The sequence below is a fragment of the Streptomyces sp. NRRL S-340 genome, from assembly GCF_000720185.1.
Lineage (GTDB): Bacteria > Actinomycetota > Actinomycetes > Streptomycetales > Streptomycetaceae > Streptomyces.
The window spans coordinates 95661-115522 of record NZ_JOIY01000021.1 but is presented as its reverse complement, the minus strand read 5'-3'; the positions used below and the strand labels follow the sequence as shown (position 1 = coordinate 115522).

The 19862-nt window shown below is 72.5% G+C and carries 20 protein-coding genes; 15 read left to right on the top strand and 5 right to left on the bottom strand.

Going from position 1 to position 19862, the window contains the following annotated elements; all coding sequences use genetic code 11:
• Positions 1-8 precede the first annotated feature (8 nt).
• A complete protein-coding gene (gene sepH, locus IG64_RS18355) occupies positions 9-1052 on the bottom strand; it encodes a septation protein SepH (RefSeq protein ID WP_037857475.1) in 1044 nt (347 codons plus the stop codon).
• A gap of 487 nt (positions 1053-1539) precedes the next feature.
• On the opposite strand from sepH, the gene IG64_RS18350 reads away from it, so the two are divergent.
• On the top strand, positions 1540-2448 hold the full coding sequence (locus IG64_RS18350) for a hypothetical protein (RefSeq protein ID WP_037857474.1): 909 nt from the start codon (positions 1540-1542) through the stop codon (positions 2446-2448).
• Here the strand turns inward: IG64_RS18350 and IG64_RS18345 are convergent.
• Together IG64_RS18345 and IG64_RS18340 are read right to left on the bottom strand one after the other, a co-directional pair.
• On the bottom strand, positions 2372-3691 hold the full coding sequence (locus IG64_RS18345) for a D-arabinono-1,4-lactone oxidase (RefSeq protein WP_037857471.1): 1320 nt from the start codon (positions 3689-3691) through the stop codon (positions 2372-2374). The genes IG64_RS18350 and IG64_RS18345 overlap by 77 nt on opposite strands.
• Positions 3651-4889, bottom strand: a complete 1239-nt coding sequence (locus IG64_RS18340; protein WP_037857468.1) for an MFS transporter — start codon at positions 4887-4889, stop codon at positions 3651-3653. The genes IG64_RS18345 and IG64_RS18340 overlap by 41 nt, the downstream gene beginning before the upstream one ends.
• A 217-nt stretch (positions 4890-5106) precedes the next feature.
• Here IG64_RS18340 and IG64_RS18335 point away from each other — a divergent pair, with 217 nt between their 5' ends.
• Complete coding sequence (locus IG64_RS18335; protein WP_037857465.1) at positions 5107-6234, top strand: ferrochelatase; 1128 nt, start codon at positions 5107-5109, stop codon at positions 6232-6234.
• 9 nt (positions 6235-6243) lie between these two features.
• Positions 6244-7065 carry an inositol monophosphatase family protein gene (locus IG64_RS18330; protein WP_037857463.1) on the top strand — a complete coding sequence of 274 codons (822 nt, stop codon included), beginning with the start codon at positions 6244-6246 and terminating at the stop codon, positions 7063-7065.
• A gap of 127 nt (positions 7066-7192) precedes the next feature.
• Here IG64_RS18330 and IG64_RS41610 read toward each other — a convergent pair whose 3' ends face one another.
• A complete protein-coding gene (locus tag IG64_RS41610) occupies positions 7193-7366 on the bottom strand; it encodes a hypothetical protein (protein ID WP_199811615.1) in 174 nt (57 codons plus the stop codon).
• Positions 7367-7805: 439 nt separating this feature from the next.
• Here IG64_RS41610 and IG64_RS18325 point away from each other — a divergent pair, with 439 nt between their 5' ends.
• From IG64_RS18325 to IG64_RS18310, 4 genes are all read left to right on the top strand, one after another.
• Complete coding sequence (locus IG64_RS18325; RefSeq protein WP_028424348.1) at positions 7806-8459, top strand: response regulator transcription factor; 654 nt, start codon at positions 7806-7808, stop codon at positions 8457-8459.
• A gap of 6 nt (positions 8460-8465) precedes the next feature.
• Complete coding sequence (locus IG64_RS18320; RefSeq protein ID WP_037857458.1) at positions 8466-9698, top strand: sensor histidine kinase; 1233 nt, start codon at positions 8466-8468, stop codon at positions 9696-9698.
• A gap of 395 nt (positions 9699-10093) precedes the next feature.
• Positions 10094-10390, top strand: coding sequence for a DUF4193 domain-containing protein (locus IG64_RS18315; RefSeq protein ID WP_005481602.1), 297 nt, complete (start codon positions 10094-10096; stop codon positions 10388-10390).
• 13 nt (positions 10391-10403) lie between these two features.
• Complete coding sequence (locus IG64_RS18310; protein WP_078884074.1) at positions 10404-11387, top strand: hypothetical protein; 984 nt, start codon at positions 10404-10406, stop codon at positions 11385-11387.
• 158 nt (positions 11388-11545) lie between these two features.
• Here IG64_RS18310 and IG64_RS18305 read toward each other — a convergent pair whose 3' ends face one another.
• A complete protein-coding gene (locus IG64_RS18305) occupies positions 11546-12025 on the bottom strand; it encodes a DUF3093 domain-containing protein (RefSeq protein ID WP_037857455.1) in 480 nt (159 codons plus the stop codon).
• 57 nt (positions 12026-12082) lie between these two features.
• On the opposite strand from IG64_RS18305, the gene IG64_RS18300 reads away from it, so the two are divergent.
• The 8 genes from IG64_RS18300 to IG64_RS18265 all read left to right on the top strand — a co-directional run bounded on the left by IG64_RS18300 (position 12083) and on the right by IG64_RS18265 (position 19814).
• Positions 12083-12667 carry a PaaI family thioesterase gene (locus IG64_RS18300; RefSeq protein WP_037857451.1) on the top strand — a complete coding sequence of 195 codons (585 nt, stop codon included), beginning with the start codon at positions 12083-12085 and terminating at the stop codon, positions 12665-12667.
• 29 nt (positions 12668-12696) lie between these two features.
• Positions 12697-13224 (top strand): dUTP diphosphatase, encoded by a 528-nt coding sequence (dut, locus tag IG64_RS18295; protein ID WP_037857519.1) that lies wholly within the window; start codon positions 12697-12699, stop codon positions 13222-13224.
• A 1-nt stretch (position 13225) separates the two neighbouring features.
• Positions 13226-13993 (top strand): DUF3710 domain-containing protein, encoded by a 768-nt coding sequence (locus IG64_RS18290; protein ID WP_037857449.1) that lies wholly within the window; start codon positions 13226-13228, stop codon positions 13991-13993.
• 293 nt (positions 13994-14286) lie between these two features.
• Positions 14287-14979, top strand: coding sequence for an ABC transporter ATP-binding protein (locus IG64_RS18285; RefSeq protein ID WP_037857448.1), 693 nt, complete (start codon positions 14287-14289; stop codon positions 14977-14979).
• A 225-nt stretch (positions 14980-15204) separates the two neighbouring features.
• Positions 15205-17868 (top strand): sensor histidine kinase, encoded by a 2664-nt coding sequence (locus IG64_RS18280; RefSeq protein WP_037857445.1) that lies wholly within the window; start codon positions 15205-15207, stop codon positions 17866-17868.
• Positions 17865-18551, top strand: coding sequence for a response regulator (locus tag IG64_RS18275; protein ID WP_037857444.1), 687 nt, complete (start codon positions 17865-17867; stop codon positions 18549-18551). The genes IG64_RS18280 and IG64_RS18275 overlap by 4 nt, the downstream gene beginning before the upstream one ends.
• Before the next feature lie 72 nt (positions 18552-18623).
• Positions 18624-19022 (top strand): OB-fold nucleic acid binding domain-containing protein, encoded by a 399-nt coding sequence (locus IG64_RS18270; protein ID WP_078884073.1) that lies wholly within the window; start codon positions 18624-18626, stop codon positions 19020-19022.
• A gap of 3 nt (positions 19023-19025) precedes the next feature.
• Positions 19026-19814, top strand: coding sequence for a DUF3159 domain-containing protein (locus IG64_RS18265; RefSeq protein WP_037857442.1), 789 nt, complete (start codon positions 19026-19028; stop codon positions 19812-19814).
• Positions 19815-19862: the final 48 nt, after the last annotated feature.

Here is a 19862-nt window from a genome sequence, read left to right as displayed (position 1 = left end):
GGGGCCCGCTACTCCTGCTTCTTGCGGCGGGTGCCGAAGACGATCTCGTCCCAGCTGGGGACGGCGGCCCGGCGGCCTGGCCGGACACCGTCCGCCTCGGCCTGGCGGTCGGTCGCGCCGACGAGGCGGTCGCGGTGGCTGCCCACCGAGCGGGGCATGAGCACGTCCGCGTAGGCGGAACCGGCTCCGGCGGACGCCGCGGGGGCGGGCGGTTCCTCCACCGCCGCCTCCTCGTCGGGCTCGTCCACGGGCTCCGGGGTGCGCTCGGGCACCACCAGGTCGCCGCGGAAGCTCGGTACCGCCTCCAGCAGGCTGGTCAGGGAATCGCGCTCGCCCGTGCTCTCCGCGGCCGGTTCGAGCGACTGCGCCGGCAGCGCGGGACGGTCGCGGTCCCGGTCACGCTCCCGGTCCAGGGGGCGGTCGCGGGGCAGCCGGGCGATGCGGGGCACGAACGGGAAGCTGGGCTCCGGTGCGCCGAGGTCGTCCGACTCGCCGATCAGGGCGCGCGCCTCCGCGTCGACGGCCTGCACGAGCCGCCGCGGCGGGTCGTACGTCCAGCTCGCCGAGTGCGGTTCGCCCGCGACCAGGTAGACCAGCAGGACCTCCCAGGTGCCGTCGTCGCGGCGCCAGGAGTCCCACTGCACGGTGTCCTTCTCGGCGCCGCGCAGCAGCAGCCGTTCCTGGACGGCCTCGCCGAGCAGCGGGCCGGAGTTCTCGCCGGGGCGGCGGACCGGGGTCTTGCGGGCACGCTCGGCCATGAAGGCGCGCTCGGCCAGCACGGGGCCCTCGAAGCGGCGCACGCGGTCCACGGGGATGCCGGCGAGCTGGGCGACCTCTTCCGCGGTCGCGCCTGCTCTTATCCGCGCCTGGATGTCGCGGGGGCGGAGATGGCTCTCCACCTCGATCTCGATCTGGCCGAGGCGGGGACGGTCGCCGCGCACGGCGGCGCGGAGCCGTTCGTCGATGGGAAGCGTGTACTCCGTGCTGTCCGCAGCCTTCAGCACCAGCCGTGTGCCGTCATTGGAGACGGCCACGACACGCAGTTCGGGCATGGGGACCTCCCGGGTGGTGCCTGCCGACGTCACGTGCGTCGCTGCTTCCGCTAGTCGAGTGTGGCCTGCCCGGGTGCAGCCTGCCACAACCTTGCCGAGTTGCCCGGCGTGTCGGGCGCGGGCCCTGGAACGCCGTTATGGCACGGTTACCTGTTCACAACGCTCAGTGACCAACCGCGTCACCCTGTGCAACCAGCCCCCTCCCGGCGGTCCAGCAGGTCTCGGACACCCCGGCGGGAGGCCGGACCCAGGGCTCGCAACAGTACTCCATTCGGGCCACGTGCGTGGATCGGCGCGCCGCCCAACTTCTGGCAAGGGGAGGGACTTGGCCGTCCCTGACCCGTTTTATCGATCATGAACGTGGCGTACTTCACGTAATCACCAGAAACGGAACTAACGGTTTCGTCCGTACGTCCCTTTCTCGTGCAGTCGGCCGATCAGATCCCGAAGGTCGGTCATGTGCGGGAAAGGCAGGCAAGGTCCGGGTATGCGTGAAAGGCCCGAGAGCGGTGACGAGCCGAGTACGGGGCAGGAGGTGAGGAGGCGGCGGATCGACCTGAGCGTGGCCCAGGTCGCGGGCAGCGCGGTGGCCGCCGTGGTCGCCGCGAAACTCGCCTCGTACTTCGGTGTCTACGGCACGATCCTGGGGGCGGGCGTCGTCAGTGTGGTCGCCACCTGCGGCGGTTCGGTCTTCCAGCACTTCTTCCGGCGCACCGGCGAGCAGATCCGCACCGCGACCGTCTCCGTCCGTCCGGTCGCCGGGACGGACGGCATCAGCGCGGCACCGGCCCCCGGAGGCGGGGCACCGGCCCCCGGCGAGTTCTCCGAGGGCACGGTCTACCGGGCCCGCGTCAAGAGCTGGAAGCGGCCGGTGATCGCGGCGGCCCTGGTGTTCGGCGTCACCATGGCCGGGATCACCGCGTACGAACTGGTGTCGGGCAGCAGCTTCAGCGGCCGCGGCGGCACCACGGTCGGCGACGCCGTGACGGGCCACCGGGGGAAGGCGGCGCCGTCCGGCGGCGACACCCCGGAGCCGTCCGGCTCGCCGGCGGGAACCACCGGAACGGATGACGGGGCGTCGCCGGGTGCGGGTGTCTCCGGCGGCCCCGGACAGGGGGCGACCGGGACCCCGACGCCGATCCCGGACAGCGGCGCGCACACCGGCACGAGGAGCACGGACGGCACGGGCACGGGTTCCGGGGGCAGGACGCCCGCCGGATCGGGCACCGACTCGGGGGCGGGCTCAGGTCCGGACCCGGGCTCTGGCCCGGACGGCACGCCGGGCACCGGCGGAACGGCCCCCGCGCCCGGCGCCTCGGCTACTGCCCCAGCACCCTCCGCAAGTAGTCGTTCCGGAAACGGCGTTCCGGATCCAGCCGGTCCCGCAGCGCGGTGAACTCACCGAAACGTGGATACACCCGGGCGAAGTACTCGGCGTCCCTGGTGTGGATCTTCCCCCAGTGCGGCCGGCCCTCGTGCGCGGTGAAGATCCGCTCGGCGGCGGTGAAGTACCGCTGGTAGGGCGTGCCGCGGAACATGTGGACCGCCACGTAGGCGCTGTCCCGCCCCGACGCCGTGGACAGGGCGATGTCGTCGGCGGGCGCGGTGCGCACCTCCACCGGGAAGCTCACGCGCAGACCCGAGCGGTCCACCATCGCCTTCAGCTCGCGCAGGGTGTCCGTCAGCGCCGCCCGCGGGACGGCGTACTCCATCTCCACGAACCGCACCCGCCGCGGCGAGGTGAAGACCTTGTACGGGATGTCGGTGTACGTCCGGGCCGACAGCGCCCGGCTGGAGAGGCGGGCGATCGCGGGGACGGTGGCGGGCACCGCGCGGCCGACCCAGTTGGCCGCCTGGAAGACGCCGTTGGAGAGGAACTCGTCCTCGATCCAGCCGGCCAGCGGCGCCACCGGCGCCTCGGGGCCCGCGCTGCGGTTGTTGCGCTTGGTGTTGGTGCTGCCGGTGTGCGGGAACCAGTAGAACTCGAAGTGCTCGTTCTCCGCCCAGAGCTGGTCGAACTCCGCCAGCACCCGGTCCAGGGGCATCGGTTCCTCGCGTGCGGTGAGCAGGAAGACCGGCTCGACGGCGAAGGTGATCGCCGTGACGATGCCGAGCGCGCCCAGGCCGATCCGGGCGGCCGCGAAGACCTCCGGGTTCTCCTTCTCGGAGCAGGTGAGCACCGAACCGTCGGCCGTGACCAGTTCCAGGCCCTTGATCTGGGCGGAGAGGGAGGCCGACTCGCGGCCGGTGCCGTGGGTGCCGGTGCTGGTCGCCCCGGACACCGTCTGCTCCATGATGTCGCCCATGTTCGTGAGGGACAGCCCCTCGCGCGCGAGGGCCACGTTCAGCCGCTTGAGCGGGGTGCCCGCCTCCACCGTGACGGTCATGGCCTCGCGGTCGATGCCGCGGATGCCGGTCAGCAGCCGGGGGCGGACCAGGACCCCGTCGGTGGCGGCGATGGACGTGAAGGAGTGGCCGGTGCCCACCGCCTTCACCGGCAGACCGTCCTCGGCGGCCCGCCGCACGGCCGCGGCCAGTTCGTCCACCGACGCGGGCGTCACCTCCCGCGCGGGACGGGAGCGGACGTTCCCGCCCCAGTTACGCCATATGCCGTTCTTCGCGCTCGCCGTGCTGCCCAACGGAGCCTCCCCGACCCGGAGCCGGCCTGCTGAGCCGGCGGTACCCGAGGAAACCGACCGCGACCGCGACGGCCCCGGACACCGCCGGGACCCCGTACCCGGAGCGCGCGCCGGCCGCGTCGATCACCCAGCCGGCCACCGACGAACCCAGCGCCACTCCCACCGCCAGCCCGGTACTCACCCAGGTCATGCCCTCGGTCAGGTGCGCGCGCGGTACGTGCTCTTCGACGAGGGCCATCGTCGTGATCATCGTGGGAGCGACCGACAGGCCCGCAACGAACAGCGCCACGGCCAGAAACGGCAGGTTTCCGACCAGTAGGAGGGGGATCATACTCACGGCCATCGTGCAGACGCCCAGGAGCCAGCGGCGGGCGGGCGCTCCCGACGGCCGCAGCAGGCCGAACAGCACGCCCGCCGTGCACGAACCCGCCGCGTACAGCGCGAGCACGACACTGGCGGCGCCCTTGTGCCCCCGCTCGTCGGCGAAGGCCACGGTGACCACGTCCACCGCCCCGAAGATCGACCCGGTCGCCACGAAGGTGGCCACCAGCACCTGGAGCCCGCGGGCGCGCAGCGCCGAGCCGCCGCCGTGCTGCTCGCGCGGGTGCGGCTCGGGTTCGGTGGCCCGCTGGGAGGTGAGCCAGAAGACGCCCACCGCCAGGAAGCAGGCGGCCAGCAGCGGCCCCGCCTCGGGGAACCAGGCCGTCGAGAGCCCGATGGAGACGATCGGTCCGAAGATGAAGCAGACCTCGTCCACCACCGACTCGAACGAGTAGGCGGTGTGCAGTTGCGGGGTGCCCCGGTACAGCGCCGCCCAGCGCGCGCGGACCATCGCCCCCAGCGACGGCACCGAACCGATCCCGGCCGCGCACACGAACAGCACCCAGTCCGGCCAGCGGAAGTACGCGGCCAGCAGCAGCCCGGCCGCCGCCGCCAGCGAGACGAGGGTCGCCGGGCGCAGCACCCGGCTCTGCCCGTGCCGGTCGACCAGGCGGGATATCTGCGGTCCGATCGCCGCTGCGGCCAGTGCGATGGTGGCCGACAGCGCGCCCGCGAGCCCGTAGCGGCCGGTGAGCTGGGAGATCATCGTGACCACGCCGATGCCCATCATCGACAGCGGCATCCGGCCGAGGAAACCCGCGGCGGAGAAGCCCTTGGAGCCGGGAGCGGCGAACAGGGCGCGGTACGGGCTGGGCACAGGGTCTCCGGGGATCCGGTAAGGCGTGAAAGAAGCTGATACAGCTTACGGCCCGGCCGGCCCCCGCCGCATCCGGATATGCGGCCGGCGGCGCACCGGCCCCACGGGCAGGGGTGCGTCGGTCCCGCGGGCCGGGGGCGCAGGGTCGTGCGGGCCGGGGGTCGCGGTCGTGCGGGTCGGGGGTCCGGCCGTCGGTGCAGGGTGGCAGGATCGAGACATGTCAGACGCGCTCGATGCCACTCCGTACGACGCCCTGCTCCTGCTCTCCTTCGGCGGCCCGGAGGGGCCGGACGACGTGGTCCCGTTCCTGGAGAACGTGACGCGCGGGCGCGGCATCCCCACCGAACGCCTGAAGGAAGTCGGGCAGCACTACTTCCTCTTCGGCGGGGTCAGCCCCATCAACGCCCAGAACCGCGCCCTGCTGGACGCCCTGCGCAAGGACTTCGCCGAGCACGGCCTGGACCTGCCGGTCTACTGGGGCAACCGCAACTGGGCGCCCTACCTGACCGACACCCTGCGGGACATGGTCCGCGACGGCCGCCGCCGCATCCTCGTCCTCGCCACCAGCGCGTACGCCTCCTACTCGGGCTGCCGCCAGTACCGGGAGAACCTCGCCGAATCCCTGGCGGCCCTGGAGGCCGAGGGTCTGGAGCTGCCGAGGGTCGACAAGCTGCGGCACTACTTCAACCACCCCGGCTTCGTCGAACCCATGATCGACGGCGTGATCGAGTCCCTGGCCGGCCTTCCCGACGACGTCCGCGACGGCGCCCACATCGCCTTCACCACCCACTCCATCCCCACCTCGGCCGCCGACACCTCCGGCCCGGCCGGGGAGCACGGCGACGGCGGGGCGTACGTCCGCGAGCACCTGGACGTGGCGCGGCTGATCGCCGGCGCGGTCCGCGAACGCACCGGCGTCGACCACCCCTGGCAGCTCGTCTACCAGTCGCGCTCCGGCGCCCCGCGCATCCCGTGGCTGGAGCCCGACATCTGCGACCACCTGGAGGAGCGGCACGCGGCCGGGGTCCCCGCCGTCGTCATGGCACCCATCGGCTTCGTCTCCGACCACATGGAGGTCCTCTACGACCTCGACACGGAGGCCACGGCCAAGGCCGGGGAACTGGGCCTGCCGGTGCGCCGCTCGGCCACCGTCGGTGCCGACCCCCGCTTCGCCGCCGCCGTGCGCGACCTGGTCCTGGAACGTGCCGCCACCGAGAGCGGGCGGCAGGTCACGCCCTGTGCCCTCGGCGCGCTCGGCGCGAGCCACGACCTCTGCCCGGTGGGCTGTTGCCCGGCCCGCGCCCCGCGTCCCGCCGCCGCGGGCGCCGACAGCCCCTACGCGTGAGGAACCACCGTGACCGACGCCCTGCACACGGAACTGCTCCAGCTCGCCTTCCAGGCCGCCGCCCGCGCCTGTGACCTGCTCCGGGACGGCCGCCCGGCCGACCTCGGGGTGGCCGCCACCAAGTCGAGCCCGGTCGACGTCGTCACCGAGATGGACATCGCGGCCGAGAAACTGATCACCGGCCTGATCGCCGACCGGCGCCCCGACGACGGCTTCCTCGGCGAGGAGGGCGCCGCCGTCGAGGGCACCAGCGGCATCCGCTGGGTCGTCGACCCGCTCGACGGCACCGTGAACTACCTCTACGGGCTGCCCAGCTGGGCCGTCTCCATCGCGGCGGAGCAGGACGGCGAGACCGTGGTGGGGGTCGTGGCCGCGCCGATGCGCGGGGAGACCTTCCGCGCGGTGCGCGGCCGGGGCGCCTGGGCCTCCGGTGCCTGGGCCGGTGAGCGCAAACTGGCCTGCCGCGCGGACGCCCCGCTGGACCAGGCACTGGTCTCCACCGGCTTCAACTACGTCGCCGACGTCCGCGCCCACCAGGCTGAGGTCGCCGCGCGGCTGATCCCGCTCGTCCGCGACATCCGGCGCGGCGGCTCGGCCGCGATCGACCTGTGCGACGTGGCCGCGGGCCGCCTCGACGGCTTCTACGAGCGGGGTCTGAACCCCTGGGACTACGCGGCCGGTGACCTGATCGCCCGGGAGGCGGGCGCGCTGACCGGTGGCCGCCCCCAGGAGCGCGTCTCCCGCGAGCTGACGATCGCCGCCACCCCCGGCGTCTTCGAGCCCCTCCAGCGCCTCCTGGAGGACTTCGGCGCCTGGCACGACGGGACGTGACGGCTCGGCCGCCTGCGGGGCGCCCGCCCCGGCAGCGGCTCGAGCGCCTCGAAGGCGAACGAGCACAACGACGCGAACGGGGCCCCGGCGCTGGATTCGCCGGGGCCCCGTCACGCGTGCAGGCTGATCAGACGCCGGACACGGCGACCTCCACACCGTGTTCGGCGGCGAGGCGGCGCAGGTCGTCGAGTTCGGCCAGCTCCACCTCGACGAGGAAGTCGTCGCCCTCGTCACGAGCCCGCGTCAGGTCGGACTCGGTCGCCTTTATGCGCTGCAGAAGTCCTGCGGTGAATGCGTCCATGCTGCGCCCCCTCGTCCTGGGTCGTGGGTCGGTGGCACGGGGGTGTGCCGTCGGGAAGGGGCGATCACGTCTCCATCAGGTGCCCAGCGCTGCCCTGCCGGGCGGCGACGGTGCCGGACACCCACGCCCACTCTGCGGAAGCGGATCGCGACGTACCGCATGGTGGTGCGGTACATGCAGAGCGTGATCGCGGGGTGTAAAGCCGTCCTCCCCCAGCTCCCGGTGCCGGAAACCTCAACCGCCCGAGAAAGTTCCGCATTCCCGTCCGCCGCCTGCCCCGCGCACCCGCTTCCCACACGCCGCTCACGGTCCCCGCTTCCCCGGCTTACAGCCGACTTATGGCCGAAAAGGGCAGGATGGAGGCAACACACCCACGAAGATCCCTGCCCGCGTGCGCCCTGGCGGCGCCGCGCGGGCGGACACAGGAAGGACAAGCGACGTGCGCGTACTCGTCGTCGAGGACGAGCAGCTGCTCGCCGATGCGGTGGCCACCGGACTGCGCCGGGAGGCCATGGCCGTCGACGTCGTGTACGACGGTGCGGCCGCCCTGGAACGCATCGGCGTCAACGACTACGACGTGGTCGTCCTCGACCGCGACCTCCCGCTCGTGCACGGCGACGACGTCTGCCGCAAGATCGTCGAGCTGGGCATGCCCACCCGCGTGCTGATGCTCACCGCCTCCGGTGACGTCAGCGACCGGGTGGAGGGCCTGGAGATCGGCGCCGACGACTATCTGCCCAAGCCCTTCGCGTTCAGCGAGCTGACGGCACGCGTGCGTGCCCTCGGCCGGCGCACCAGCGTGCCCCTGCCGCCGGTCCTGGAGCGCGCCGGGATCAAGCTCGACCCCAACCGCCGCGAGGTCTTCCGCGACGGCCGGGAGGTCCAGCTGGCCCCCAAGGAGTTCGCCGTCCTGGAGGTCCTCATGCGCAGCGAGGGCGCGGTGGTCTCGGCCGAGCAGCTCCTGGAGAAGGCCTGGGACGAGAACACCGACCCGTTCACCAACGTGGTGCGCGTCACCGTGATGACCTTGCGCCGCAAGCTGGGCGAGCCCCCGGTGATCGTCACCGTGCCCGGCTCCGGCTACCGGATCTGATCGGCCGTGGCAGCGTCACCCGCGCCGCCCGAGGCGCCCCCGAAGCCCACCTGGGACCCGCGCAGGCCGGAACCGCCCTTCCCGTGGCTGCGCCCGACCATCCGGATACGGCTCACCCTGCTGTACGGCGGCATGTTCCTGATCGCCGGCATCCTGCTGCTGTCGATCATCTACCTGCTCGCGGCCAACGCGTTGAACGTCGGCAGTGAACTGCCGTTCAAGATCGTCTCGGGTCAGGTCTCCAGTCAGACCTGCAACTTCCCGAACCCGACGACGGCGGACGAGCTGAACCACGCCATGAACGAGTGTGCGAACCAGCAGCGCCAGCACGCTCTGGACGACCTGCTCAGCCGCTCGCTGCTCGCCCTGCTCGGTCTGGCCGTCATCGCCTTCGCCTTCGGCTACGCGATGGCCGGCCGGGTCCTGGCGCCGCTGGGCCGGATCACCCGCACCGCCCGCGCGGTGGCCGGCTCCGACCTGTCCCGGCGGATCGAGCTGGACGGGCCGGACGACGAGCTGAAGGAACTGGCGGACACCTTCGACGACATGCTGGAGCGGCTGCAGCGGGCCTTCACCGCCCAGCAGCGCTTCGTGGGCAACGCCTCGCACGAACTGCGCACCCCGCTGGCGATCAACCGCACGCTGCTGGAGGTGCACCTGTCCGACCCGCAGGCGCCCGTGGAGCTGCAGCAGCTCGGCAAGACCCTGCTGGCCACCAACGAGCGCAGCGAGCAGCTGGTGGAGGGCCTGCTGCTGCTCGCCCGCAGCGACAACCAGATCGTCGAGCGCAAGCCGGTGGACCTGGCCGAGGTCGCCTCCCAGGCGATCGACCAGGTGCACGGGGAAGCGGAGGCCAAGGGCGTGCGGATCCGCGGCGAGCGCAAGCCCGCCGTCGTCCAGGGCAACGGCGTGCTGCTGGAGCGGATCGCCCTGAACCTGGTGCAGAACGCGGTGCGTTACAACATCCCGGAGGACGGGTGGGTGGAGGTCACCACGGACGTCGGGCACGGGCAGGCGGTCCTGGTCGTCACGAACACGGGCCCCGTCGTCCCGGCGTACGAGGTGGACAACCTCTTCGAGCCCTTCCGGCGGCTGCGTACCGAGCGCACCGGCAGCGACAAGGGTGTCGGCCTCGGGCTGTCCATCGTGCGTTCCGTGGCGCGGGCGCACGGCGGGCACATCGCGGCCCAGCCCCGCGAGGGGGGAGGGCTCGTGATGCGGGTCACCCTGCCCGTCTGAGACCATGGCGGCAACACCATGAGGGTGTTCGCTCTACGCGGAATTTTCGGGGCCCCTTACCAACCTCTTCCTGTGTGATCGATCACATGGACTGATTTCCGGCCGTCTACGGTCTGTGATCATGGAGGGCGGCGAAAAGTCGGAAAAATCCGGGTTTTCAGGGGTCCTGATCACGGGAAGTACACGGTGAGACCGCTTTGAAGTGCACCATTCGAACCGTGTACGGTCCCCATCGCCATCCAAGCCGATCACTCTTGAGGAGTGCGGTTGGGTGTCGATTGAGTAACAGACCTTGATGTGAGGCAAAATCTCCGCCTCGGGTCGGGCACAAGTCCGGCCTCTCACGCGTTACGTGCGCTGGAGACACCCGCAGACACCCAGAGGGGGAGAGCGACATGGCAACCGATTACGACACTCCACGCAAGACCGACGACGACGTCGACTCGGACAGCCTTGAAGAGCTGAAGGCCAGGCGGAACGACAAGTCGACCTCCGCTGTGGACGTCGACGAGTTCGAGGCCGCCGAAGGCCTGGAGCTTCCCGGAGCGGACCTCTCCAATGAGGAGCTGGCCGTCCGGGTGCTGCCCAAGCAGCAGGACGAGTTCACCTGCATGAGCTGCTTCCTGGTGCACCACCGCAGTCAGCTGGCCCGCGAGAAGAACGGTCAGCCGATCTGCCGCGACTGCGACTGAGGCAGGGTCGGCCGTGACCGGCTCGACCCCTCCCTGGAAGCGCCGCTTCTCCCGCGGGGAAGCGGACCCGGAGCCGTCCGACGGCTCTCACGGCGCGCGTGACCACGAGCGAGGCCCATCCCGTCCGTCCGACCGGACAGATGCGACAGCATCCACGGGATCGGCCTCGCTCGCGCAGGTGTCAGGGCGTGGTGACCCTGCCGCCTCGGCGGCACGGCCCGCGCCCCTCGCCAGGCGCCGCGTCGCGGTGATCCGCGACCGGGCGGGCGAGGCCGCCAGGAACGGCGTCCGCAGAAGCGGCAGCCGGGCCAGGGCGGCACTGTCCCACCTGGCCGACCGGATCATCGACATCGCCCCCCGGATCCCGGTGCGCGACCTCGCCACGCTCCGCCGGCAGTTCCCGGGCCTGGGCCCCGAGGAGCTGGCGGACAAACTCGTCGCGGGCGCCGCCCACGGGACGTCCACCATCGGCGCCGGGATCGGCGCGGCGGCCATGCTGCCCGTACCGCCCGCCATGCCCACCGAACTGGCCGCGGAGATCACCGGCGTCGCGGCGGTCGAACTCAAACTGATCGCCGAACTCCACGAGGTCTACGGAGTGCGGCCCCCGGGCCACCTCAGAACGCGCAGCACCGTGTACCTGTCCTCCTGGTCGGGGGAGCGCGGGATCGACGTGACCAGGCCGTCGACCGTCGACTCCGCCCTCGGCGGCCAGATGAAGCGCCGGCTGCGCCAGCAGATCATGAAACGCATGGTCCGCGACCTGCCGAACCTCATGCCCTTCCTGGTGGGCGCGGCCGTCGGCGCCGTCGTCAACCGGCGCGACACCAGGAGACTCGCGGCCCGCGTCCGCTCCGACCTGCGCAAGATCCAGGTCCCCTGGGACGAACTGCCCGCCCTGCCGCCCCTGGAGACCCCCAAGGCGCCGCTCCCGATGGACGAAGCCCCCGGGAAACCCGGTTCCGGCGACGGCGATCCCGGACGGCCCCCGCACTGACGACGGTCCCGCTCGGGGCCCGCGGAACACCCCGTCGCCCACCCGCAGGGTCCGGGGCGGCCGTTCCCCGCGCGGGCACGCACGGAGGTCACGCGGCCCTGCCCGGCGATGCCGGCACCGGGGTCACGCGGCCGGGCCCCGGCCGGGTCCGCGGAGGCCTACGCGGCCGTGCCCGGGGAAGTCGCCGCCCGGGCCGCCCGCAGCGCCTCGGCCAGCCGCTCGGGCTCGCGCGTGGACAGGTACAGGTAGGGCGTCGGGTCCTCCGGGTCGGTGACCAGCACGCGCAGCGCGGTGGGGATGTAGGCGCGCAGCAGCAGGAACGCCCGGGTGTCGGCCTTGTGGGTGCGCCAGGCGCGCGCCTCCTCCGCGTCCAGGACCTCCGCGTCGCCCAGGGCGGTGACCGGCACCTTCGCCTCGCCCGCGATCAGCGAGCCGCCCACGACCCGGATGCGGACCGAACCGTAGGAGCTGGCCACGACGGCCGCGACCGCCGTGCCGCCGACCAGGCCGCCGAGCATCGGCAGGGTGCCGAAGGGGAACAGGATCAGGGCGCACGAGACACCGATCAGGAAGCTGATCAGCCACCAGGAGCGGGGCGCGGTGAGACGTTCTTCGTACGGCTGGGCGGGAAGCTGCATGAATCCAGCTTGGCACGGTGTCCGGACGACGCCGACGCGCGGGTAAGGTCTGCGCCTGTGAGTGGTAGTTCCGCAGCCCTTCAGCCTCCCGCCGACGCCCGGCGGCCCGTACGGCACCCCGACGCCCCCGCGCCCGGGGAACTCCTCGGCGCGCACTACGGCGGGTGTTTCGGGTGCGGCGGCGACCAGCCGCACGGACTGCACCTGCAGGCGCGGGCCGGGGAGGGCGTCCGCATCACCGCCGAGTTCACCGTGCAGCCCGCCCACCAGGGCGCGCCGGGCCTCGCGCACGGCGGCGTCCTCGCGACCGCCCTGGACGAGACCCTCGGCTCGCTGAACTGGCTGCTGCGGACGATCGCGGTCACCGGGCGCCTGGAGACCGACTTCGTGCGGCCCGTCCCGGTCGGTACGACGCTCCACCTGGAGGCCGAGGTCACGGCCGTGGCCGGACGGAAGATCTACTCCACGGCCACCGGCCGCGTCGGCGGCCCCGACGGCCCGGTCGCCGTGCGCGCCGACGCACTGTTCGTCGAGGTCAAGGTCGACCACTTCGTGCAGCACGGCCGCGACGAGGAGATCCGGGCCGCCATGAGCGACCCGGACCGGATCCGGCGGACCCGCGCCTTCGAGGTGAACCCGTGAGTTCCGCAGGCCGTCCGCCCCTGGACGTGATGATCCGCCGCGTCGATCCCGACGTACCGCTCCCGGGGTACGCGCTCCCCGGTGACGCCGGCGCGGACTTGCGCACCACCGTCGCCCGTACGCTCGCCCCCGGTGAACGCGCCGTTCTGCCCACGGGCGTGTCCATCGCCCTCCCCGAGGGGTACGCGGCCTTCGTGCACCCCCGGTCCGGCCTGGCCGCCCGGTGCGGTGTCGCCCTCGTGAATGCCCCGGGGACGGTTGATGCCGGGTACCGTGGGGAGATCAAGGTGATCGTGGTGAATCTCGACCCGCGCGAGTCCGTGCGGTTCGAGCGCTTCGACCGGATTGCCCAACTGGTCGTCCAGCAGGTCGAGAGGGTCCGCTTCCAGGAGGTCGCGGAACTTCCCGGCTCGGCGCGGGCCGAGGGGGGCTTCGGGTCCACCGGTGGCCATGCCGCGGTGGACGGTGAGAGCGGCACAAGCGGCCGGACCGCCATGAGCGGACCGGCGGGTGGGAATCGATACGCTTCGGTCGTATCCGACCGGGAAGGACAGTGACGTGTTCGGACGTCGCAAGAAGAAGGGTGCCGCCGAGGACGCGGCCGGCGAGGCCGAGCAGGTCGTCGACAACGTCGACACCGAGGCGGACGAAGAGGAAGAGGGCGAGCGCGCGCGAGTGCGCCTCGAGCCCGAACCCCGGCCCGACGGGCCCTGGGACAGCACCGAGGTCGGCGACCCGAACGAGGGCCGCGTCGACCTGGGCGGCCTGTTCGTGCCGGGCGTGGACGGCATGGAGCTGCGGGTGGAGGTCGCGGGCGACGCGATCGTCGCGGCGACCGTCGTCCTGGGGGACAGCGCGGTCCAGCTGCAGGCCTTCGCCGCGCCCAAGCGCGAGGGCATCTGGGGCGAGGTCCGCGAGGAGATCGCGACCGGCATCACCCAGCAGGGCGGCATCGTCGACGAGGTCGAAGGACCGCTCGGCTGGGAACTGCGCGCCCAGGTGCCGGTGCAGCTGCCGGACGGCACGGGCGGCTTCCAGGTGGTCCGGTTCGTCGGTGTGGACGGCCCCCGCTGGTTCCTGCGCGGGGTCATCTCCGGTCAGGGAGCGGTGCAGCCGCAGGCGGCCGGACTGCTGGAGCAGATCTTCCGCGACACGGTCGTGGTCCGCGGCGAGGGTCCGATGGCGCCCCGCGACCCGATCGTGCTGAAGCTGCCCAACGACGCGCAGATGGTGCCCGAGGGCGTCCAGCAGGACGAGGGCCAGTCCCGCTTCTCCGGCGGCATGGGCCAGCTCCAGCGCGGCCCGGAGATCACCGAGGTCCGCTAGACCCGCTCCTGCTGGACCGGGCCGCCGCAGGACGCCGAGGACCGGACCGCGACCGCAGGACACCGAGGGCCGCACCCGCCAGGGGGCGGCCCTTTCCGTGCGCCCTCTCCGTGCCTCCTGCGCCTCCCGGGGCCGCGTGTCACCTGGCCCGCCCGCCCCGCCCGCCCCGTCTTCCTCCCGTGCAACGAACGGAAACCAATCCCGGACGCCGTCCGTTGAGGGATTGATGGAACGGGCCGCCGCTCGTGATACTGGCGCAGGTCCATGGGGGAGCACGACGGGGAGGGCAGCACATGAGCCAGGTCGCCACCGACACGATGGTGCGTGTCGAGAACGTCCACAAGTCCTACGGGCAGGGCGCCGGCGCGGTGCACGCCCTGCGCGGGGTCTCCTTCGAGGTGCCGCGCGGTGAACTCGTCGCGCTCAAGGGCCGTTCCGGCTCGGGCAAGACCACCCTGCTCAACATCGTGGGCGGCCTCGACGAGCCCGACGAGGGCGCAGTCGAGGTCGACGGCCGCGCCCTGTCGGAGCTGGGCGAGGAGGGCCTGCTCGCCCTGCGCCGCGACCGCGTCGGCTTCGTCTTCCAGTCCTTCGGCCTGATCCCCATCCTCACGGCCGCGGAGAACGTCGGGGTGCCGCTGCGCATGCGCCGCGCCGACCCCCGCGAGCGGGAGGAGCGCGTGGAACTCCTGCTCTCCCTGGTCGGCCTCGCCGACCACGCCAGGCAGCGGCCCGGCGAACTCTCCGGCGGCCAGCAGCAGCGCGTCGCCATCGCCCGCGCCCTCGCCAACGACCCCGCGCTCCTCATCGCCGACGAACCGACCGGCCAGCTCGACGCGGAGACCGGCCTCGCGGTGATGGAACTGCTGCGCGCCGTCGTCCACAGCCAGCGGGTCACCGCCCTCGTCGCCACCCACGACCTCACCCTCCTCGACCTCGCCGACCGCGTCCTGGAACTGCGCGACGGCGAAATAGTCGAGCACTGACGGACGGCGGCCCGCCCCCGGACGCTCCCCGCTGCCGTACGCTCTCCGCCCCGGCGGGCCGCACCCCCGGCCTCTTTCCCCTCCGCCTGTCTGACCTGCCCCCTCCTTTCCGCGTCAGAGTTGCGTCAAAGACCGGTCCGGGGTCCCACCCGGCCCCTTTTGCCCGGATCCCTGGCCGTAAGGTCGACGCTGCGTGCACAGGTGTGACGGGAAGACAATGAGGCCATGGGACGCGGCAAGCTCCGGATCTACCTCGGTGCGGCACCGGGAGTCGGCAAGACCTACGCGATGCTGTCCGAGGCGCACCGCCGGGTGGAGCGGGGCACCGACTGCGTCGTCGCGTTCGTCGAGCACCACGACCGTCCGCGCACCGAGGTGATGCTGCACGGTCTGGAGCAGGTGCCGCGCCGGGAGCTGGCACACCGGGGGGCCCTCTTCACCGAGATGGACGTCGACGCGGTGCTGCGCCGTGCCCCCGCGGTCGCCCTCGTCGACGAACTCGCCCACACCAACGTCCCCGGCTCCCGCAACGCCAAGCGCTGGCAGGACGTGGAGGAACTGCTCGCCGCCGGCATCGACGTCGTCTCCACCGTCAACATCCAGCACCTGGAATCACTCGGTGACGTCGTCGAGTCGATCACCGGCGTGCGGCAGCGGGAGACGGTGCCCGACGAGGTCGTGCGCCGGGCCGGCCAGATCGAACTGGTCGACATGTCGCCGGAGGCGCTGCGCCGTCGCATGGCGCACGGCAACATCTACCAGCCGGACAAGGTCGACGCCGCCCTGTCCAACTACTTCCGGCCCGGCAACCTCACCGCGCTGCGCGAGCTGGCCCTGCTGTGGGTGGCCGACCGGGTCGACGAGTACCTGCAGCAGTACCGCAGCGAACACCGGGTGTCGAAGATCTGGGGGTCGCGTGAGCGCATCGTGGTGGGCCTGACCGGCGGACCGGAGGGACGCACCCTCATCCGCCGCGCGGCCCGGCTGGCCGAGAAGGGCGCGGGCGGCGAGGTCATGGCCGTCTACATCGCCCGCAGCGACGGACTCACCGGTGCCTCACCCAAGGAGCTGACCGTCCAGCGCACCCTCGTGGAGGACCTGGGCGGCACCTTCCACCATGTCGTCGGCGACGACATACCGGCCGCCCTGCTCGACTTCGCGCGCGGCGTCAACGCCACCCAGATCGTGCTGGGCTCCTCGCGCCGCAAGACCTGGCAGTACGTCTTCGGGCCCGGCGTCGGCGCCACGGTGGCCCGCGAGTCCGGCCCCGACCTCGACGTGCACATCGTCACCCACGGCCAGATCGCCAAGGGGCGCGGACTGCCCGTGGCCCGGGGCGCGCGGCTCGGCCGGGCCCGGATCGCCTGGGGCTGGGTGATGGCGCTCGCCGGTCCGGTGGTCCTCGCGGTGCTGCTCAACGGCGTCGACCTCGGCCTGGCCAACGACATGCTGCTGTTCCTCACCCTGACCGTGGCGGCGGCCCTGCTGGGCGGACTCCTGCCGGCGCTCGCCTCGGCGGCCGTCGGATCGTTCCTGCTGAACTACTACTACACACCGCCCCTGCACCGGCTGACCATCGCCGACCCCAAGAACATCGTCGCCATCGCGATCTTCGTCGGAGTCGCCGTCTCCGTGGCCTCCGTGGTCGACCTGGCGGCCCGCCGCACCCACCAGGCCGCCCGGCTGCGCGCCGAGGCGGAGATACTGTCCTTCCTCGCGGGCAGCGTCCTGCGCGGCGAGACCAGCCTGGAGGCCCTGCTGGAGCGCGTCCGCGAGACCTTCGGCATGGAATCGGTGGCACTCCTCGAACGGCAGAGCGACGTGGATCCGTGGACCTGCGCCGGCCGGGCCGGCACCGGGCGTCCGTCGCAGCGCCCGGAGGACGCGGACGTGGACATGCCCGTCGGCGACCACATGGCACTGGCGCTGACCGGACGCGTCCTGCCCGCCTCCGACCGCCGGGTGCTGGCGGCCTTCGCCGCCCAGGCCGCCGTCGTCCTGGACCGCCGCCGCCTCCAGGAGGAGGCCGACCGGGCGCGGGCCCTGGCCGAGGGCAACCGCATCCGCACCGCGCTGCTCGCCGCCGTCAGCCACGACCTGCGCACCCCCCTCGCCGGCATCAAGGCCGCCGTCTCCTCGCTGCGCTCCGAGGACGTCGAGTGGTCCGAGGAGGACCGCGCCGAACTGCTGGAGGGCATCGAGGAGGGCTCCGACCGGCTGGACCACCTCGTCGGCAACCTGCTGGACATGTCCCGCCTGCAGACCGGCACCGTCACGCCGCTGATCCGCGGGATCGACCTCGACGAGGTCGTGCCGATGGCGCTGGGCGGGGTGCCCGAGGACAGCGTGCACCTCGACGTGCCCGAGAGCCTGCCGATGGTCGCCGTGGACGCCGGCCTGCTGGAACGCGCGATGGCCAACATCGTCGAGAACGCCGTGAAGTACAGCCCGGCCCGCGAAGCCGTCCTGGTGTCGGCCAGCGCCATCGCCGACCGCGTCGAGGTCCGCGTCGTCGACCGCGGCCCCGGGGTGCCGGACGAGGCCAAGGACCGCATCTTCGAACCCTTCCAGCGCTACGGCGACGCGCCGCGCGGCGCGGGCGTCGGTCTCGGCCTCGCGGTGGCGCGCGGCTTCGCCGAGGCGATGGGAGGCACCCTCGACGCCGAGGACACGCCCGGCGGCGGCCTCACGATGGTGCTCAGCCTCCGCGCGGCCGCACCGGCCGGGGAACCGCCCGCACCGGCCGCGGAGACGGGCGGAGCGGTCGAAGAGACGGCCGCACCGGCCGAGGAGCGGTCCGCACCGGCCGGGAGGACGGGCGCAGCGGCCGAGGAGCAAGCCGGGCCCCGCAGACCGAGCCCCGTACCCCCAGAAAGGCAGGTTTCATGACCAGGGTGCTGGTGGTCGACGACGAGCCGCAGATCGTGCGTGCCCTCGTGATCAACCTCAAGGCACGCAAGTACGAGGTCGACGCCGCATCCGACGGCCGGAGCGCCCTCGACCTCGCCGCCTCCCGCCACCCCGACGTCGTCGTCCTCGACCTCGGTCTGCCCGACATGGACGGTGTCGAGGTCATCCGGGGCCTGCGCGGCTGGACCCGGGTGCCGATCCTGGTGCTGTCCGCCCGGCACTCCTCCGACGAGAAGGTCGAGGCCCTGGACGCGGGCGCCGACGACTACGTCACCAAGCCCTTCGGCATGGACGAGCTGCTGGCCCGGCTGCGCGCCGCCGTCCGCCGCGCCGAGCCCGTCGGCGGCGGCGAGGACGACCTGACGACGGTGGAGACCGCGCAGTTCACCGTCGACCTCGCCGCGAAGAAGGTCAACCGGGGCGGCAAGGACGTACGGCTGACCCCGACCGAGTGGCACCTGCTGGAGGTGCTGGTGCGCAACACCGGCCGCCTGGTCAGCCAGAAGCAGCTGCTCCAGGAGGTGTGGGGGCCCTCGTACGGCACGGAGACGAACTACCTGCGCGTCTACATGGCACAGCTGCGCCGCAAGCTGGAGGCCGACCCGTCGCACCCCGAGCACTTCGTCACCGAGCCGGGGATGGGCTACCGCTTCGAGAAGTGAGAACGGCGGGGAGGGGAAGGCCGGGGTGAGCGCGGTTACGGTCCTGCCGCCCTGCCCCGGTACCCTTCAGTCATGAGTGCTGTTCCTCGCCCCGAGAAGCCGACGGGCCGGTTCCGGCGCATGCTCGACCGGCTCTCCTCGTCGCAGGAGGACCTGGAGTCGGAGGAGCTGCGCGAGGACACCGAGACCGCGGGGTGCACCCGGATCGGTGACTGCCACGACCGACAGATCGTCACCGTTACTGGTACCTTGCGCACGGTCACCCTGCGTCCGCGCGCCGGAGTCCCGGCCCTGGAGGCGGAGCTGTTCGACGGCTCCGCGGCCCTGGACGTGGTGTGGCTCGGCAGGCGCTCCATCGTGGGTATAGAACCGGGGCGCAAGCTGATCGCATCGGGCCGGATCTCCATGAGCCGGGGCCGCCGGGTGCTGTTCAACCCCAAGTACGAACTGCGACCCCTCGGACGGGAGTAGCCCGTGACGTCACTCGACAAGCCGACCGAAGAGACGACCGCCGACGACGGGGCCAGGGCGGTGACGGAGGCCGCGCTTTTCGAGGCGTTCGGCGGAGTCCGGGGCATGGTCGAGACGGTGCTCCCCGGCCTGCTCTTCGTCAGCATCTTCACGGTCGACAAGGACCTGCACTGGTCGGCGATCGCCGCTCTGGCGGTCTCCGTGGTGCTGGTCGCGGTCCGGCTGGTGATGCGGGACACCGTCAAGCACGCCTTCAGCGGCGTCTTCGGCGTCGCCTTCGGCGTGGTCTTCGCGATGATGACCGGCAACGCCAAGGACTTCTACCTGCCGGGCATGCTCTACACGCTGGGCCTGAGCCTGGCCTACATCGTCACGGCGCTCGCCGGGGTCCCGCTGATCGGTCTCATCCTCGGCCCGGTCTTCAAGGAGAACCTCTCCTGGCGCACCCGCAACCCGGGCCGCAAGAAGGCGTACACCAAGGCGAGCTGGGCCTGGGGCCTGATCCTGCTCGCCAAGTGCGCGATCCTCTTCCCCCTGTACTGGTGGGCGAACACCGCGCAGCTCGGCTGGGTCCTGGTCGCCCTGAAGATCCCGCCCTTCCTGCTGGCCGTCTACCTCACCTGGGTGTTCCTGGCCAAGGCGCCCGCGCCCATCGACGTGTTCGCGGAGATGGAAGCGGAGGAGAAGGCCGAGGAGGAGCGGAAGGCCGCCCTGGCGGCCGAGCGCGGCGACGCCCCCGACGGCCCCCCCTCGGCGGGCCCGGCGGCCGGCCGCCACCGCCGCGAGGCGTAGCCGGCCCGCGCACACTGCGGCGAGGGGCGCCCGGAGATCTCCGGGCGC

What these genes read in the sequence shown, in the direction of transcription:
- sepH (WP_037857475.1), bottom strand. Translation starts at nt 1,052, where the DNA reads ATGCCCGAACTGCGTGTCGTGGCCGTCTCCAATGACGGCACACGGCTG.
- IG64_RS18350 (WP_037857474.1), top strand. Translation starts at nt 1,540, where the DNA reads ATGCGTGAAAGGCCCGAGAGCGGTGACGAGCCGAGTACGGGGCAGGAG.
- IG64_RS18335 (WP_037857465.1), top strand. Translation starts at nt 5,107, where the DNA reads ATGTCAGACGCGCTCGATGCCACTCCGTACGACGCCCTGCTCCTGCTC.
- IG64_RS41610 (WP_199811615.1), bottom strand. Translation starts at nt 7,366, where the DNA reads ATGGACGCATTCACCGCAGGACTTCTGCAGCGCATAAAGGCGACCGAG.
- IG64_RS18315 (WP_005481602.1), top strand. Translation starts at nt 10,094, where the DNA reads ATGGCAACCGATTACGACACTCCACGCAAGACCGACGACGACGTCGAC.
- IG64_RS18305 (WP_037857455.1), bottom strand. Translation starts at nt 12,025, where the DNA reads ATGCAGCTTCCCGCCCAGCCGTACGAAGAACGTCTCACCGCGCCCCGC.
- dut (WP_037857519.1), top strand. Translation starts at nt 12,697, where the DNA reads ATGATCCGCCGCGTCGATCCCGACGTACCGCTCCCGGGGTACGCGCTC.
- IG64_RS18285 (WP_037857448.1), top strand. Translation starts at nt 14,287, where the DNA reads ATGAGCCAGGTCGCCACCGACACGATGGTGCGTGTCGAGAACGTCCAC.
- IG64_RS18280 (WP_037857445.1), top strand. Translation starts at nt 15,205, where the DNA reads ATGGGACGCGGCAAGCTCCGGATCTACCTCGGTGCGGCACCGGGAGTC.
- IG64_RS18275 (WP_037857444.1), top strand. Translation starts at nt 17,865, where the DNA reads ATGACCAGGGTGCTGGTGGTCGACGACGAGCCGCAGATCGTGCGTGCC.
- IG64_RS18270 (WP_078884073.1), top strand. Translation starts at nt 18,624, where the DNA reads ATGAGTGCTGTTCCTCGCCCCGAGAAGCCGACGGGCCGGTTCCGGCGC.